Raw genomic sequence first — 13,202 nt, 5'->3', positions numbered from 1 at the left:
GGAGGAAATGAAACAATGCCCAACCATGAAGAAATTTATCAATCACAGGCGGAAACTTATGATCTGCTCATTTCTAAGCAGCCCAGTCTCTTGGATGTCATCGAAGCCATTCAGCCAGTTGAAGGCCTGGACATCCTGGATCTGGGAGCCGGCTCAGGGAGACTGACCTGTGTGCTCGCTCCAAAAGCTAAATCAATCTTAGCGCTTGACGACTCAGAAGCCATGTTAAACGTAACGGCAGCTAAGCTTCAAAAAGCCGGCTTGCACAGCTGGAGCACCCAGGTTGCCGATCACCGGGCTCTCCCAGTCAGTTCGGGCAGCTATGATTTAATTGTATCCGGCTGGAGCATCTGTTATTTAGGAAGCACAAACCTTCCTGACTGGGAACGGAATATCCGGCAGGTGATGGCGGAGATCAAGCGCGTTCTTCGCCCTGGCGGCAGCGTTATTATTTTCGAGAACTTCGGAACGGGTTCAACGGCTCCCAATCCGCCGAGTTTTTTGCAGGCCTATTTTGAAATGCTTGAAAAGGAATTCGGTATGTCCCATACGTGGATTCGGACTGATTATGATTTCGATAGCTTGGAAGAAGCTGAGCGGCTGAGCAGATTTTTCTTTGGGGATGATCTAGCTGACCAAGTTGTGCAAGAAGGATGGCGGCAGCTTCCGGAGTGCGCAGGAGTTTGGTGGCTCCGCTAGAGGGTCTCGGCGGTAGAGGGCCGGAGTCGGGGACTGCTTTACGGGGCTGTAGAGTGGGAGGCGTTCGGGGGATACGGGTACAGCGCTACAGAATGAGTGTACGGGGGACTGCTTTACACGGCCATTTAGCGCGGGGTGTTTGGGGAACTACAGGGCACTATTTGTACGAAATTGGCCTTCTTCTCGCTCTGGGGGAAACTACAGGGCCTTATTTGCCTCAGGAGCCCTCCTTTCTGCCGAAAACGGCAAAATAGAGGACTGTAGTTCCCTTCCACCTGCGAAAACCCTGTTTTCGCCAAAATAGCGGACCACAGTTCCCTCTACTAGCTCGCGCATACCGATAGCTGCAAATAAGACGCAATAAAGAGTTACCCCCGAGTGGTCTACTCCAGAACGGATGGATTTATTCAAAACACACCAAAAAGGGCAACCTCCCGGTTACCCCTACAATAAATGAATGCTTCTATAGGACTCAATTCATCTCTACTCGGTTCCGATTAACCATAGAACGATTCAAGGATGCTTTTCACCAATAAGAACGGAAGAACACCAATTGAGATAAAAGCATAAAAAAATCCTTGCAGAAAATTTTTGAATAGTTTCACAAAAATCACTCCTATCATTTTCGTCTAATTTGTGAACTACATCAAGTATACTCCTTCTGCAAGAGAGAAATATGAAAATAAGATTAATTCTTTAACACCTCGTCCCGAAAAAATAACATAGAAAAAAAAGAGAGCAGCCTTAGGCCGCTCTCAAATTTTCTTTAAGCTTCAACTTTATCGTCGCACTTCTCAACCAAGCCCTCTTCGTCCTTCACTTTGAAGGAAGAGCCGCACCCGCAGGATGCTACGGCATTCGGGTTATTGATGGAGAAACCACCGCCCATGCCTGCATCCGTATAGTCGATCTCAACGCCGTACAAATATTTGGAGCTATCTGCGTCCACCACAACCTTCAGGCCGTGAATGTCAAATTCTTTATCATCATCCTTCTGATCATCATCGAAGCCCATGCCGTAAGAAAAGCCGCTGCAGCCGCCTGCTTTGACGCCTAGTCGCAAGAACAGATTCGGTGATGCTTCAGAAGCCAAAAGTTCTTTAATTTTATCTGTCGCTGATTCGCTAATGTTAATCATAACGGAAATCCCTCCTTGATGTTCTCCTGCAAGGAAAACTGGCATTATTCATAAGTTTCGTAATGCTTACTATCAAGTATACTCCTATTCAATGCATTGCTCAAGGGCATCTGCATAGACATTCCAGCCATTGTTGCCATAAGCTTACTGCTTCCGTTGTAGCGCATAATATTGCAGCAGTAACTGATCCAGCTTTCGACTGGCTTGCTGTACATCAGGGTGCAGGAAACCATATTCAGTGCCTAAGGTCACCATTTGGTCTCTAAGCTGTTCGATAGCTATATCCAATCGTTCCTGCGGTTCGGTCACAAAATATGTTAGCACGATATAATCACCTTTTAACCCTACGTAATCACATTGCAATAGTATACAGGAATTTGTTAATATTGGGAATAATATTTTTGTGAATCTGCCAGCAAAACTTGTAGATTAATAAGATTGTCAATTTATGTCCATGTTCATCATATTGCCCCCTCCCTACGCGGAGGTTTATAATGGTTAGGATAGTTTGTACGTATGGTAACACAGTAGAGTGATTTTGAACTATTAGGAGTGAGCTCCTGAACCGAACTGGCTGACAGGTATGCGAGCACTCACACCGCAAAGGCGCATGTGATCATCTTCAGATGGATGCGTCGATTCTGTATGAGCTTTATTTTGAATTCATAGGAGGAAAAATGATGAGTGTTATTACCACGGATCCGATCAAACGGATGGCGGAAATCGCCGATAAAGTTGAGCACGGTCAACGTCTGTCGTTGGAAGACGGATTGTTCTTGTACGAATCGGATGATCTTCTGAGCATAGGACAAATGGCAAACAAAGTAAATACACGATTGAACGGGAACAAGGTTTATTTTGTGCAAAATATGAGTTTGTATTTCACGAATGTGTGTGAGGAACATTGTGCTTTTTGCCATTTCCGCCGCGATGAAGGCGAAGAAGGTGCGTACACGCTAACGCCAAGCCAAATGCTGGATTATGTAGCGGAAAACTTTAATCCGGAAATTAGAGAGTTTCATATCAGTCAAGGGCATAACCCTCATCTGCCTTTTGAATATTACGTAGATTGCATTCGCCAATTGAAAAATGCCTACCCCGATGTGACGATCAAAGCTCATACCGCGGCAGAAATCGAGTTTTTCTCACGGATTAGCGGACTAAGCTACCGCGATGTTTTGAAAACATTGATGGATGCAGGTCTGTCTACACTGCCTGGAGGCGGAGCCGAAATTCTAACGGAACGCTACCGTTCCAAAATGAAAGTGGAAAAAGCCTCTTCAGAGGAATGGCTGGACGTTCACCGCAATGCCCATTTGCTGGGAATGAAAACACACGCTACGATGCTGTACGGTTCGATTGAAACCAAGGAAGAACGCATTCGTCATATGATGCTTCTTCGTGAACTGCAAGACGAGACGAACGGTTTCTTGGTATTCATTCCAAACTCGATCCAACCGGCCAGCAAAAATGCAGGCCTCAAAAGACGCGTACCCGCATGGGACGAGTTGAAAACCATCGCCATTAGCCGGTTGATGCTGGATAACTTCCCGCATATCAAAGCCTATTTCATTAATATCGGTACCAAATTGACCCAGCTCTCTTTCACCTTCGGTGCTTCTGATGCACACGGAACGATCGTGAAAGAAAAGATTTCGCACGCAGCCGGCGCGCTTTCCCCGGAAGGTCTTACAAGAGACGAGCTTGTCTGGTTAATTCAAGGGGCTGGACGCACTCCGGTTGAACGTGACACCTTTTATAATGAAATTAAAGTGTATTAGTTATACTAGAGAAGAGAGATCAGTGGAGAAGGGATACCTAGTGTTATGAAAAAGTTTGTAATTCTCGGAGGAGGTTATGGCGGTCTGACCATAGCCTTGAACATGCTGGAGAAAGATTTACCGGAGGATACTATCCTGGAAATGGTTGACCGCAGCCCTTTTCAAGGACTAAAAACGGAATATTACGCGCTTGCTTCAGGTACGATTGCAGAAACGCATATCCGTGTTGCTTATCCGGAAGACCCTCGTTTGCTGCTTACTTACGGAGAAGTGTTGGCAGTAGATTTGGAGAAAAAGGAAATTCGTTTCGAAGACAGAGAGCCTCTCACGTATGATTGGCTTGTAATCGGGCTAGGCTGTGTAGATAGCTATCATGGCATTATCGGGGCTAGTGAGTACTCCTCCAGCATTCAAACGCTGGCACAGACCCGCGCCACATACCAGCGCATTAACAACATTGTGCCATACGGCCAAGTATCCATCATCGGTGGCGGATTAAGCGGCGTGGAGATGGCTTCTGAATTAAGAGAAAGCCGTCCTGATCTGAACATTCGACTGATCGACCGCGGGCCAAGTCTGCTGTCTGCCTTCCCAATCAACCTGCAGCAGTATGTCCGGGAATGGATGATTGAGCATCACATTGAGCTTCGGCCTAATGTTTCCTTAGTTCGTCTGGACGGCGGAGATTTGTACAACGGGGATGAAATCATTCGAACAGATGCTACAATTTGGACAGCGGGCATTCAGCCGAATCCAATTGTTGAAGCTTTGAATGTTCCCAAAGACCGTCAAGGCCGTATCTTGTTAAACGAGTATCACCAAATCCCGGAACATCAAGAAGTTTTCGTTGTCGGTGACTGTGCCTCCCTGCCATTCTCGCCAAGCGCACAAGCTGCGCAAGCGCAAGGCAAACAAATTGCCGAAGCGATGCAAGCGATCTGGAAAGGCGAGACACCGCGACTTGGTAAAATTAAGCTCAGAGGGACACTCGGTTCACTAGGTAAAAAAAGCGGATTCGGCATTATGGGCAAACGCACGCTGATGACGGGGAAAATCGCTCGTATGCTAAAAAGCGGCGTCTTATGGAAATCGAAGCGTCACTTCGGTTGAGTCAGTCACTTAACAAATCGTACATCGCTTCAATTTCTTTAATTTTCGCCAGGATGAGTTCGTGAAGTTGGTCTGCGCTTTCCGCGGCAACGATCTCGCCATTCAAAAGAGCATAAGGCTCCATGTAACACTGTCCGCAATTGCCAAGACAGCCGTATTCAATGACATCGTAGTCGGGATTTTGTTCTAAAGCTTTCATGACTTTCTCGGTACCATTGTGCATGTTGCTTGCGCAAAACTCTATGATAGGTCTCATAATAAAAATTCCACCTTATGCGATATATTCAAGTTGAAAACCATTTTCATTTAATCATTATTGTAATATAATATATAAAGAAAGGAGATGAATCAAATGTCTGAAAAAACAAAAGAAGCTATTTATGATGAAGTCCTTGAGGTTTTAGATAAACTTCGTCCTTTTCTACAACGTGATGGCGGTGACGTGGATCTCGTTGACGTAGAAGACGGTATTGTGAAACTAAAACTGATGGGTGCTTGCGGAAGCTGCCCGAGCTCAACGATCACGTTGAAAGCCGGTATCGAACGCGCATTGGTTGAAGAAGTTGAAGGTATAACAGAAGTCGTGCAAGTGTTCTAATACGACTATATCATAAGAAAGAGCTTACCTCTATGGTAAGCTCTTTTTGCTACGCTAAGCTATTTGCGCTGATTGAGCACCGGCAATGGCTGAATCGGATCCAACCCTCCGGATATATCCATAATGTTGCCCGTAATAAAATCAGATGCCGGCAGACACAGGAATTCGATGACTCTGGCCACATCCTCGCCAGTCCCCGGTCTACCCACCGGCGTCTCGCCATCGACCTCCAGACGGGCCTCCTGCATCGTCTGTTCTTTATGCTTGCCCCGAATATCGCCCGGACAAATCATATTAACCGTAATCCCATGGCTGGCTTCTTCTTCAGCCAACGTTTTCGTAAAGGAAACTAAGCCCACCTTCGCTGCCGCATAAACGGCTCGATGCGTCCAGCCTCTGGCTTCGGCCGCTTTTCCAAAGCCAAAATGGATAATGCGCCCCCACCGCTTCTCCCTCATCATAGGCAGAACCAAATGGTCGAGCTCCATGACGCCGAGCAAGTTGCCGCGCATCAAATATTCAATCTCATCCACGCCGTAGTCGGCAAAAAAGCGCCGCTCCCTGAAAAAAGGTCCCGCATTATTCACAAGAATATCAATCGGGCCAAGCTTAGACGCCGTATGCTCCACCATTCGTGCGATATCTTCTCTTTTAGCGACATCGCCTTGAACCGCAATACTGCGGACGCCAAGAACTTCCAAGTGATGGACGAGCTCAGCGGCTTCCTTCTCGCTATTTACATAATTGACAGCGACTTGACAGCCCTGTTTAGCCAAGGTGATGGCGGTCATTTTGCCGAGTCCTTTCGCACTGCCTGTAATAAGAACCGTTCGGCCTCTTAATTCCATGGTCCTCTTACCCCTTTGCAATACTAGCCGTAATATAAGAGAAAGCTATTGATAAGGTTCGGCACACCATTTCAAATCCCTGCTGGAGATCGGCAACATTTGATTTTACATTTTCAACATGGATGCGATCGCCGGGAAAAGGTTCCTTCTGCATCAGATCGTCCAGCATTTCAGCGTTAATATAGTGAATTTCCATATTTCGTTGATTGCGCAGCCGGTCGAGCGGAGATTTATAATCCATTTTAAGATTGTACAGTTGAACCTCCAGCGCGCCTTGAATCCTTTTCTCATGCATCTGCCGCAGTACGGTAAAGTAGGAATACCGCGATTTCAGCGCCTCTGTTTTCAACTCAAATAAATCATTCATGAACGTACCCAATTTGTCCAAAATGGAGAACAGCCGAATAAAAGCATTTTTGAAAAAGTATACAAAAAGACGATACGCTTCCATCTCCTGCGGATTCATGTCCTCCAGGAAGGCTTTATCGATATGTTCGGCATAACGCTCACAACAGTATTTGCTCTGCTCCAGCTCATCGAGTGCGTCAATGAATCCTTTGCTCCAAATCGCTTGCCGGTGATACTTCGAATAATCCGCAGCGGCTCGGCGATGCTCCTTCGATTCCAGATGATCGATGAACGCTCTCACCGCATTGCCGGCTTCCAGCAGAAGCCCGCTGTCTACCCGTCTTGGTTCATGGAACAAAACTCGCAGCATAGGTACCCCCCTTATTAAATGCTTGCCGTCTCTCTATTTTCACAGCTAAAAAGGAAATAGCCTTCTCTGCAAGAAGGCCTCCTCTCCCGCCAAAGCAGCTCTGCCTTGCTTCCAAGGGGCCAGCCCACCGGGGCTTATGCTTTGCGGTCATATAACGTAAGTACGCATAAATAACATAGAAATCCGAACATACAAGCAACGATAACAGCATGCACCATGCCGGTAAACAAATAAGCGACTTCGTTCCCCATCGACCAAGTGACCACAGCCCCGCTGATGACTTGAAGGGAAACAAGGATGAGTGACCATTTGCTGCCAAAACGCAATTTATCTGAGCTCGAGTAATAACGCTTCGCTTGCAAGTATAGAAACAGAATACATACAAACAGCAGCAAAGCCGCTATCCGGTGAGTAAAGACAATGCCGGTGGCGCCGCTAAGCTCAGGAATGACTTCTCCGTTGCACAAGGGCCAGCCTGAACATCCGCCTGAAGAAACGGTATGACGGACAAATGCACCCAGATAAACAACAACGTAGCTGTAAATCGCCGTTATCCAGACGAGCGCTTTAAAGGAACTGCGGATGGTTGTATCTCTTTGAAATTGACCCCAAGGTGTAAACACAAGCGCGAGCAGCAAGGAAAACGCAAAGGCCAGAAGGGATAAACCGAAATGCAGCGCCAATACAAGGGAAGACTGAGGCCAAACGACGGCCATTGCTCCCATGGCAGCTTGGACCAACGTCATCAACACGGTCCCCGAGATGAAAATTTTCGCATCTTTCCGTTTTACATAACGAAACACTAGAATGAATGTGGCAATCAGAATGAGCGTCACGATACCTACAACCAGTCGATGGCTGTATTCGATAAAGGATGATATCGTATGCGCCGGGACGAATTTCCCATGACACAGCGGCCACTCGTCTCCGCAGCCTCTGCCTGCGTCAGCCTTTGTAACCAAGGCGCCCATTGCAAGAATGAGAAACATGCCGATGGCGGACAAATTCGCTAGCCTTTGAATCAGTTTTTGCATGATTGCACCTACTTTTATGTCGTGACTTCCGTAGATCTTGCCCGAATGAAGCTGGTTCGATTTCAATTATAGCTTTAAAAAGTTGGCAAATCCATTCGCAATTGTTACAAAGCTCCGAAACCACCGCGGAACGGCCAAAGTCGTGGCAAAGTTGTGATATTCCGGTTGTTTTAGCAAAAAAACGACTCTGCTTAGAGCCGTTTCTTTCACTTTATTCTAAGGAGCAAGTGCGCCGGATACCTCTAGGGCCCGGTCTAGGAACTGCTCAATTTCTTCACGGGTTTTGCGTAATTTGCTAACGAAACGTACGAGTTCTTTGCCCTCGCGGAAAGCGATAAAGCTTGGAATGCCAAGAATGTTCAACTGCTCGCACAAGTCGGGCACCTCGTCACGATCCAGTTCAACAAAGGTGATACGCCCCGCATAAGCCTCTTCCAACGCAGGCATGAAGGGATTGATATAGTGGCAGTCTTTGCACCAGGTTGTTTTGAAGACGGCAATGGTTAGCGCGGACTGCGAGATTTGTTCTTGAAAAGCTTGTTCATTTGAAATTTTTAACATAGGAGCACCTCACTGCTTAGGAATTTATTAACTTATAGCATACCCTAAATAGGGTGTCAAGATATACGGCCCAGCAATAATAACGGGTTTTTGACGTTAATATCTCCTTATTTTATAGGAACCCGCCTATTGTTCGAATCCATTCCGCGTTTGTCCATTCCGCAGGTATATATTGGCACATAAGCATAAGAAGGAAAGAGTAAATAGATACGGACCCGTACTGGGAGGGATAAGATGAATCATCTGCAAAGTAAACTAGGGACAAAGAAAGAATCCAATGAATAACGGGTTGCTTCGGAATATGGCGTGCTTATTCTTATTTGGGTCACTTCTTATTCTCCTTCAAACGAATAACTATACGCTGTTAATTTTATGGGGAGTATGCACCGGGCTGCTTTCCATTTATTTGCCTATGAGATTTATTTCAATAACGGTACTTTTGGGATTCGGATTCTTTATATATCTGTTTGTGAATTTACATTGGATTACCTCTGCTCATCCTGAGGAACTGCACATTTTGTTGAACAGGTTGTCGTTGATTTGTATCATCATTCCGTTGTTTGCCTTCTCTCTGATTTCCAAAATTCCTTTTATGCATTATTGGAAGAAACCGCAGTGGAATAGAGAGATTCACGTCCCTTTGATATGGGCGGGTTTCCGCCAAACTAAAGTAAAATTGTTTCTTATTATCGCGATAATTATTACCTTTTTCACTTTTTTGCCATTTGTAATTCTTAATGGCTGGAATTCCATGCAAGAAGCTTGGTTATTCGCTCTAATTTTTGCCATAACAAACGCGTTGTTTGAAGAAGTCATCTGGCGAGGAACTCTGTTAAGCCGGTTTTCCGAACTTTTTGGGGATAAATGGGCCGTTATTATAACCAGCTTAGGGTTTGGATTACAGCATTATTCCTTAGGATTCTCCTGGGCTGTATGTATCGCTTTTTCTATTGGAGGCTTTTTTTTCGGAGGAATTACAATCAAATCGAACAGCATCGTCCCTGCAGTAATTCTGCATTTGTCCATTAATGTCCTTATGGTTTTTAGCGGTTTGTTTTAATACCTAACCTATATAAAAGGAGTGAGAATTGAAGTGAATACGAAGAAAAAGGGATTTACAGACAAAGTTATTTTCATTCTTGGACTAACACTAGGGAGCGTATTTGCATTTGTTCTTGTGGTTGGCGTCATTGTTGCGATATTTAAATTTTATTTGGACAGCAAAAAACAACCTGCTCAAATTCATGCCATCCCGTTAGTTGATGAGCCGGAAGTGGAGCTGTTTGGCGAAATAACAAAACGGAACACTCCTTTAACCGAGGGTGAGCAACCATCGACTTAATATCCTGTCTCATTTTTCCAGAAGGAGGTGAAGCATATGTCAAAGGGAAATCAAGACTTCTCAAAAATTTTCAGCGAAATTCAGCGAGAATTCACTCATTTCGCCAGCAGCTATGCAAAAGCGGTGAAAAGCGGTGCGAATACGGTTGGGAAACAAGTCATAGATGCCGTTGATAATATGGATCAGCCGGCTAATATTGTTGCATCGAAATTGATAGCGGCTGTTAAAAGCGGTGTGAAAAATGCCGGAGAACAGATGATAAATTCAGGAATTGATTACGTCAATCACATGAATACTAAAAAGAATAAAGAGTAAACAAAATAAGGAGTACCTCCCCAAATCTTGAAGTGCTCAGCAAGCTGCCAAACACCAAGATGAAAGGATGTTCTCCTGTTTTATCATTGTTTATCACGAAGAGCTGACTTGCCTTAAACGGTGAATGACGACATCCGGATTAAAATATTCAAGCATTTGAATCCCCGGCTTAAGTCCGAAATAAATCGAGTATCGCTTGTAAGGTACTTTTTTGCAAAGGTCAGGAAAACGAAGCTGAATTGGCTTTTGGAACAGATCAACCGCTTCTTCCCCGCTTTTGAGCCCGGAGTCAAGCACTTTTCTAAACGATTGCAAACCGATTGTGCTGATTGATTTACCAATTCCCTCCTGCTTGTGCGCTATCTTCTCAAATAAAGTAAGCGGCACATTCTTCGAATATACAACAGCAATGTTGTGAGAAACGATAAAACGGCTCTTATCGCTTATCAAGATAGATTCTCTAATATAATATGGCGCACCGGAGGACTCGCCCAAAAGATCGGCATGCACTTCATTGATTTGCTCTTGCCGAATGACTGTAATGAGCATTTTTTCATCCAATAATGTTTCCAGCAGATCCGTTGTCCTTCCGTCCGTCACCAAAAGCATATCAAATATCAATCCCTGTAAAAAATCCAAGAGCCCTTCCCCGTCCTGCGAGTTCATGTCAATAGAAGTAATGTCTGTCATTCGCCCACCTCCATTAACCCAAATGTTTGTGCTCCTGAGCAACAATTAATGATATAAGCCTGAATGAAGGAGCCCCTTCCAGAACGTATTAAACTCAGGAATGTTTAGTTGTTGATTCGCATCCGAGAGTGCGGCCTGAGGATCAGGATGCACCTCGACCATGATCCCATCGGCTCCTGCAGCAAGAGCAGCCTTTGCACAAGCTAGCAGAATATCTTTTCTGCCTGTTGAATGCGTGACATCTACGAGCACAGGCAGATGGGTCTCCTGCTTTAAAATCGGAACGGCAGAAATGTCGAGCGTATTTCGAGTCCATTTTTCATAAGTACGGATACCTCGCTCAATCAACATGACCTGATCATTCCCGTGATACAAGATATACTCTGCCGCATAAATGAACTCTTCCATTGTTGCGGAAAGGCCGCGTTTCAATAGGACAGGCATATTGCATTGGCCGACGGCTTTCAGCAGATCGAAGTTCTGCATATTACGGGCGCCAATCTGAAAGATATCGATGTAAGGGGCTGCTTTTTCGATTTGTGAAGGAGTCATGATTTCGCAGATACTCACCATATCGACTTCATCTGCCACTTCCTTCATGATTTTCACCCCTTCTTCACCGAGGCCTTGAAAATCATACGGTGATGTTCTCGGTTTGAACGCTCCACCGCGCAAAACGGTAACACCAGCATCCTTCAAAGCGGCCGCAACCGTCAGCAGCTGATTTTTGGATTCTATTGAACATGGACCGGCGACCATGATATGCGAAGAACCGCCGATTTCGATATTTTTGACACGGATGATCGTATCTTCACTCTTCGATTGGCGGCTTACGAGTAATTTTCGGCGAGTCGTTGCTTCCTTTTTCACTTTCGGGAATGATTGGATGATCTCCTTAAATAAGTGCATGAGCGTTTCATTATCAAGGGGGCCAGGATTATTGGCAACAAGTTCAATGAGAGTTTGCTGTACGTTGACCAGATCAGCTTCAGTCATGCCTAGTGTTTCCTTTTTGTAATAAAGTTCACCAACCATACGCGCCCGCTCGCTTAGCAGTTGGAGCAATTGCAGGTTTAAACCATCCAACTGAGTTTGTAATCGTTGCATTTCTTCACTCATGGCGCTCACTCCCTTTTAAGCTTTTGAATATATACCGGTTTAATCGATGGAACGTTACTTACCAGATCGGCGCGGTTGAGCAGCGCAGTGTCATTAATGAACTCTACGGTAACAGGCACTTGCAGCATATGACATAATTGAGAACAGATATCCTCTTTCGACCATTGTCCTGCATGATGCGAATCCAGGAGAACTTGCAGCCCATTCTCTTGCTCCAATACCTTCCAAGCATCGGGAACAGGAGACAAGGAATAGATGGCTTCCTGGATATCAAACGCATCTAAAATCGTATCACCCAGGCGAATTCGATCCTTACTCCTGCCATAATGCTTCAACGTGTCCCCGGAACGGCCGCAAGCACACAAGGATGGCTCGACAGAGATAATATCTTCATTAAAGTATCGCAGCAGTGGAGAGCCCTGAAGGGAAAGCGTTGTAATCGCCGCAAATCCCTTTTCCCCTTGAGGAGTTGCACCTCTGCCATCATCTTGCAGCACTTCCACAAAAAAATCCTCTTCCACGATGTGCATCGTGCCACAACTACACATAGCAGCAATATTCGCAGTTTCAGTGGATCCATACATATTAAATACCGGTACGCCCCAGATCTTTTCGATATGCTCTCTGCGCTTGTCGCTCATCAACTCTCCTGCAACACAAATGGCTCTCAGAGCAGGAAATTCCTTGCTTGGATCAGTACCGACTAGACGCGCTGTTTCGGCCAACAGCTCCATTTCGCGAGGAAGTCCAGCCATGACAGTGACACTCAGACGCTTCATAAGATTCAGCACTCTGGGATATGGCGTAACAACCGTACGTGAGCTTGCGGGAACGACCCCGGCGCCCGACTGCCAGGCTGCTTGCTGCATTAAGAACGCGGGGAGTGCCATCGCATATGGAAAGCGGATCAATACAAGATCTTCATCTGTCAGCTGAACACCGCATTCCTTAATTTGTCTTCCGCCTACCGTCAAATCCTCATAGGTGAACCAGGAAGCGGAGGGTTCGCCTGTCGTTCCGGTTGATTCGTGGTATTGCGCGACCTCTTTCATTTCAACGGCTAGGTGTCCGAAAGCCCCGGCTTGCAGAAGATCATTTTTGGTTGTCAAAGGCAGTGTTTGTATGTGGTCTAAACCAAGAACATTGAGTTTATAAGAGGATAATTTTTCCTTGTACAGAGGCGAATTGGTAAGACGTACTAATAACTCCTTGAATTTTCGCTCCCGCTCCCTATTCTTGTCAGTCATAA

Annotated in this window: 17 protein-coding genes; 7 read left to right on the top strand and 10 right to left on the bottom strand. The window is 45.6% G+C overall.

The window, feature by feature from the left end:
* Positions 1–15: 15 nt before the first annotated feature.
* Positions 16–699 (top strand): class I SAM-dependent methyltransferase, encoded by a 684-nt coding sequence (locus tag GC097_RS07055; protein ID WP_171682616.1) that lies wholly within the window; start codon positions 16–18, stop codon positions 697–699.
* A gap of 766 nt (positions 700–1,465) precedes the next feature.
* Here the strand turns inward: GC097_RS07055 and GC097_RS07050 are convergent.
* Positions 1,466–1,837: a HesB/IscA family protein gene (locus GC097_RS07050; protein ID WP_171682615.1), complete on the bottom strand. Its 372-nt coding sequence runs from the start codon at positions 1,835–1,837 to the stop codon at positions 1,466–1,468.
* 144 nt (positions 1,838–1,981) lie between these two features.
* Positions 1,982–2,161, bottom strand: a complete 180-nt coding sequence (locus tag GC097_RS07045) for an aspartyl-phosphate phosphatase Spo0E family protein (protein ID WP_312875625.1) — start codon at positions 2,159–2,161, stop codon at positions 1,982–1,984.
* A gap of 353 nt (positions 2,162–2,514) precedes the next feature.
* Here GC097_RS07045 and mqnE point away from each other — a divergent pair, with 353 nt between their 5' ends.
* On the top strand, positions 2,515–3,618 hold the full coding sequence (mqnE, locus tag GC097_RS07040) for an aminofutalosine synthase MqnE (protein WP_376768367.1): 1,104 nt from the start codon (positions 2,515–2,517) through the stop codon (positions 3,616–3,618).
* Positions 3,619–3,663: 45 nt separating this feature from the next.
* Positions 3,664–4,728 carry an NAD(P)/FAD-dependent oxidoreductase gene (locus GC097_RS07035; protein WP_171682613.1) on the top strand — a complete coding sequence of 355 codons (1,065 nt, stop codon included), beginning with the start codon at positions 3,664–3,666 and terminating at the stop codon, positions 4,726–4,728.
* 1 nt (position 4,729) lies between these two features.
* Here the strand turns inward: GC097_RS07035 and GC097_RS07030 are convergent, their stop codons facing one another.
* Positions 4,730–4,984, bottom strand: a complete 255-nt coding sequence (locus GC097_RS07030) for a YuzB family protein (RefSeq protein ID WP_171682612.1) — start codon at positions 4,982–4,984, stop codon at positions 4,730–4,732.
* Positions 4,985–5,080: 96 nt separating this feature from the next.
* On the opposite strand from GC097_RS07030, the gene GC097_RS07025 reads away from it, so the two are divergent.
* Entirely contained in the window at positions 5,081–5,326 is a 246-nt protein-coding gene (locus GC097_RS07025) for a NifU family protein (RefSeq protein ID WP_157319629.1), read from the top strand.
* Between the two features lie 59 nt (positions 5,327–5,385).
* On the opposite strand, the gene GC097_RS07020 is transcribed toward GC097_RS07025, so the two are convergent.
* From GC097_RS07020 to GC097_RS07005, 4 genes are all read right to left on the bottom strand, one after another.
* Positions 5,386–6,174, bottom strand: coding sequence for an SDR family oxidoreductase (locus tag GC097_RS07020; RefSeq protein ID WP_171682611.1), 789 nt, complete (start codon positions 6,172–6,174; stop codon positions 5,386–5,388).
* A gap of 7 nt (positions 6,175–6,181) precedes the next feature.
* Positions 6,182–6,892, bottom strand: coding sequence for a Cthe_2314 family HEPN domain-containing protein (locus GC097_RS07015; protein WP_171682610.1), 711 nt, complete (start codon positions 6,890–6,892; stop codon positions 6,182–6,184).
* Positions 6,893–7,026: 134 nt separating this feature from the next.
* Positions 7,027–7,926, bottom strand: coding sequence for a COX15/CtaA family protein (locus GC097_RS07010; RefSeq protein WP_171682609.1), 900 nt, complete (start codon positions 7,924–7,926; stop codon positions 7,027–7,029).
* A gap of 216 nt (positions 7,927–8,142) precedes the next feature.
* Positions 8,143–8,487: a thioredoxin family protein gene (locus GC097_RS07005; protein WP_171682608.1), complete on the bottom strand. Its 345-nt coding sequence runs from the start codon at positions 8,485–8,487 to the stop codon at positions 8,143–8,145.
* Between the two features lie 412 nt (positions 8,488–8,899).
* Between GC097_RS07005 and GC097_RS07000 the strand changes: the two genes are divergently transcribed.
* From GC097_RS07000 to GC097_RS06990, 3 genes are read left to right on the top strand one after another with little or no spacing between them, the layout of a single operon-like run.
* Complete coding sequence (locus tag GC097_RS07000) at positions 8,900–9,547, top strand: CPBP family intramembrane glutamic endopeptidase (protein WP_246294025.1); 648 nt, start codon at positions 8,900–8,902, stop codon at positions 9,545–9,547.
* Positions 9,548–9,580: 33 nt separating this feature from the next.
* The gene (locus GC097_RS06995) at positions 9,581–9,829 is read left to right on the top strand and encodes a hypothetical protein (protein ID WP_171682606.1); all 249 of its coding nucleotides are present in this window, start codon (positions 9,581–9,583) and stop codon (positions 9,827–9,829) included.
* Positions 9,830–9,865: 36 nt separating this feature from the next.
* Positions 9,866–10,144 carry a hypothetical protein gene (locus tag GC097_RS06990; protein WP_171682605.1) on the top strand — a complete coding sequence of 93 codons (279 nt, stop codon included), beginning with the start codon at positions 9,866–9,868 and terminating at the stop codon, positions 10,142–10,144.
* 93 nt (positions 10,145–10,237) lie between these two features.
* On the opposite strand, the gene GC097_RS06985 is transcribed toward GC097_RS06990, so the two are convergent.
* The 3 genes from GC097_RS06985 to GC097_RS06975 are packed head-to-tail and all read right to left on the bottom strand — an operon-like array spanning position 10,238 to position 13,200.
* Positions 10,238–10,834 carry a 4-hydroxybenzoate synthetase gene (locus GC097_RS06985; protein WP_246294023.1) on the bottom strand — a complete coding sequence of 199 codons (597 nt, stop codon included), beginning with the start codon at positions 10,832–10,834 and terminating at the stop codon, positions 10,238–10,240.
* 45 nt (positions 10,835–10,879) lie between these two features.
* Positions 10,880–11,953, bottom strand: coding sequence for a bifunctional 3-deoxy-7-phosphoheptulonate synthase/chorismate mutase (locus GC097_RS06980; protein WP_171682604.1), 1,074 nt, complete (start codon positions 11,951–11,953; stop codon positions 10,880–10,882).
* 5 nt (positions 11,954–11,958) lie between these two features.
* Entirely contained in the window at positions 11,959–13,200 is a 1,242-nt protein-coding gene (locus GC097_RS06975) for a phenylacetate--CoA ligase family protein (RefSeq protein WP_171682603.1), read from the bottom strand.
* Positions 13,201–13,202 lie beyond the last annotated feature (2 nt).

The organism is Paenibacillus planticolens (assembly GCF_013141725.1).
In the GTDB taxonomy this organism is placed as follows: Bacteria; Bacillota; Bacilli; order Paenibacillales; family NBRC-103111; genus Paenibacillus_E; species Paenibacillus_E planticolens.
The sequence above is the reverse complement of the archived record's forward strand: the minus strand, read 5'-3'. Positions and strand labels throughout refer to the sequence as shown.